The sequence below is a fragment of the Priestia sp. P5_B4 genome, from assembly GCF_056400385.1.
Genome location: NZ_JBFULJ010000499.1, coordinates 1 through 2,792, shown reverse-complemented (window position 1 = coordinate 2,792; position 2,792 = coordinate 1). Strand labels below are relative to the sequence as shown.

The window sequence follows — 2,792 nt, the reverse complement described above, 5'->3', positions numbered from 1 at the left end:
GAATAGTAGGTGCTGGAATGGCGGGCCTTACAGCAGCGGCTGAATTACAAAGAGAAGGAATAGAGGTCTTTCTTCTTGATAAGGGTAAAAGTGTAGGGGGACGAATGGCTACCCGAAGAGTAGGAGAGGGAAAAGCAGATCACGGAGCTCAATTTTTTACAGTGAGATCCGATGAATTTCAACAAGACGTAAATAAATGGATAGCTGATAGAAAGGTTAAGAAGTGGTTTGGTGACCATCATCCTCGGTATCAAAGTATGAATGGGATGAATGCGCTAGCTAAATATTTAGCTGAAGATTTACGCGTATACGTGAATCGAAAAGTTCAGGCTATTGATTTTCGAAACGGAAGGTATCAGCTGTATACAGAAGAAAATGAGATTTTTGAAGCGACTGATATCATTCTTACAGCTCCGTCTCCTCAGGTTGTTGAGGTACTTAATAATAGTAAGCTGCAAGCGGACCAATCAATTCTTAATACACTGAAATTTAGTCCTTGCTTGGTTGCTATCGTGGAGCTTTACACAGAGATGCTGTATGGTGATCATGGTCAAATCACGAATCCTTCTGGCACAATCCAAAGAATTGTTAATCATGAGCAAAAAGGAATATCAAAGACGCCCGTTCTTAGCATATATATGAATAAAGACTGGTCAGAAAAACATTTTGATGAACATGAACATGAGCTGCTGCGGGCGATAAAAAATGAAATAAAAGAATGGATAGGTGCAAATCATATTAAAAGCATTCAGTTAAAGAAATGGCGCTATGCAGAGGCTGAACAAGTTCTTCATCAGCCCTTTGCTAAAATTATGCCGTCGCTACTGGTGGCAGGAGATGCTTTTTTAAGAAGGGAAGACGAAACAAATCACTCACGGTTAGAGAGCGCATATTTGTCAGGGAAATCGGCAGCCGCTGAATTAATGGGAAAGAACATCTAGAAAAAGGAGGTACCAAGAAGTGAAAAATAATTGGATAATGAAACAAACGTGGAAAGATTTACTGTTTATTCATTGGCCTGTAGATCCGGCATTTTTGGCTTCTTTATTGCCTAGTCAGTTAGAGCCTGACACCTATGATGGTCAAGGATGGATTGCACTTGTGCCTTTTACGATGACAGACATTCGATTTAAAGGAACGCCCGCAGTTCCTATCTTTTCACGGCTATATGAGCTGAATGTGCGTACATATGTTACATATAAAGGGGAAAAAGGCGTTTATTTTTTTAGTTTAGACGCAAGCAATCCACTAGGGGTATGGATTGCTCGTCAGTTTTTTCATTTGCCTTATTACCACGCTGCTATGACATTCAACAAAACTCAGAACCATATTTCTTTTCAGTCAGTTCGAACGCACAGAGACTCACAAAAAGAGCGAGTAAAGCTTACATATAGAGGTATTTCTCCGTCCTATCGCAGTAGAGAAGGAGAATTAGCTCATTGGCTTACAGAGCGCTACTGCTTATTTACCACTCATCAAGGAAATGTCTACAGAGGAGATCTTTATCATGATCCTTGGGAGCTGCAAAAAGGGGAGTGTGAAATAAGAGATGATTCTATTACTCAGCCTTTTTTGCGTCCGGCGGACAATCGCGATTTAATTGTGCACTATGCCAATCAAGTCACGGCTTATTTTTATCCTTTTAAAAAAGTATAAATATCAAAATAAAATTAAAAAGTCTTCATACCCTTCTTCTTTAAGCTTCTCTTTTGGAATGAAGCGCAAAGCCGCGGAATTTACTTGATAGTATTCGCTGTTTTCTTCGGTTAATAGTAAACCCAAATAGTTATTTCCTTCTTTGCTTTTTAGTGCTGTTTCATGCTGCATCGGAACTTTTTTTATATTTCCGTATAAAATAGGGCGTTTGAAAACCGGCCACCCTGTATGGGAAGGGAGTTGATCTGACGTTTTAAACAGTGCTTCTCCCGTTAGAAGATCAACGTAAATTCCTTGTTTTTTGTTATTCCAATATAAATTTGTAAAAGGAGGTTCGGTTCCGTTTTCCTGCGTAACAAAATATTGCATGGGCGTTAGAACCTTTTTTAGATAGGAGCGGTCCGTTGGCCAATGCTGTGTCAAAAAATCAGTTCGCCCCGAGCCTTCTTTGTATAATTTATAGTGAAATGTGTTTTTTCGATAATAATCCTGCTGCTGCTCTTCTGCTTCATAAAAAGAAGAAAAAGGTAAAATAGGTGTGACGATAGGACGCTTAAAGCGTCCACTTTGGGCTAAATTTTTTTTAGAATCGAAAGCCGCTTCTTTTTGTTTTTCGTCGTGATAAAAAATAATGGCTCGGTATGACGGTCCGCGGTCTGAAAACTGTCCGCCGGAATCCGTAGGGTCAATTTGCTGCCAATACAGGTTAAGCAGTTCTTCAAACGTAATATGAGAAGGATCCCATAAAATTTGTACTGCTTCTACGTATTCGCTTTCCTGTTTAGCTTCAGAAGTGATTTGTTTATCTTTAGCGTAGCCTGAGCGGATACTGCTGATTCCTGGAAGCTGATCAAAAGGAGCGACCATGCACCAAAAGCATCCTCCCGCAAATGTTGCATATTCTTTCACGTTACTTACCTCTTTTCGTTGAATGAAATAAATAAAAATATATTTATGCATTAAAGTGTATAAAAAATCAGAAAGCGCTTTATAACTAGTCTTGTAAGAAAGCACGCTCTTGTGGTATTATGACCACTGGATAAAAGAAAAATGGCTTATTGTTTATACGAGTATCCTTATTTTATGTTCTTAAAAAGATGCAGTTTATTGTTTAAGCATTCAAAGAAGTACATAGG

The 2,792-nt window shown here is 38.9% G+C and carries 3 protein-coding genes; 2 read left to right on the top strand and 1 reads right to left on the bottom strand.

The genetic code is table 11. The features are described 5' to 3' along the window. Window positions 1–2 precede the first annotated feature (2 nt). A complete protein-coding gene (locus AC1DRF_RS21945; RefSeq protein ID WP_477741694.1) occupies window positions 3–941 on the top strand; it encodes an NAD(P)/FAD-dependent oxidoreductase in 939 nt (312 codons plus the stop codon). Window positions 942–960: 19 nt separating this feature from the next. Next, on the top strand, window positions 961–1,656 hold the full coding sequence (locus AC1DRF_RS21940; protein ID WP_230183961.1) for a YqjF family protein: 696 nt from the start codon (window positions 961–963) through the stop codon (window positions 1,654–1,656). Between the two features lie 3 nt (window positions 1,657–1,659). On the opposite strand, the gene msrA is transcribed toward AC1DRF_RS21940, so the two are convergent. Further along, the gene (gene msrA / locus AC1DRF_RS21935) at window positions 1,660–2,616 is read right to left on the bottom strand and encodes a peptide-methionine (S)-S-oxide reductase MsrA (RefSeq protein WP_427076242.1); all 957 of its coding nucleotides are present in this window, start codon (window positions 2,614–2,616) and stop codon (window positions 1,660–1,662) included. Window positions 2,617–2,792 lie beyond the last annotated feature (176 nt).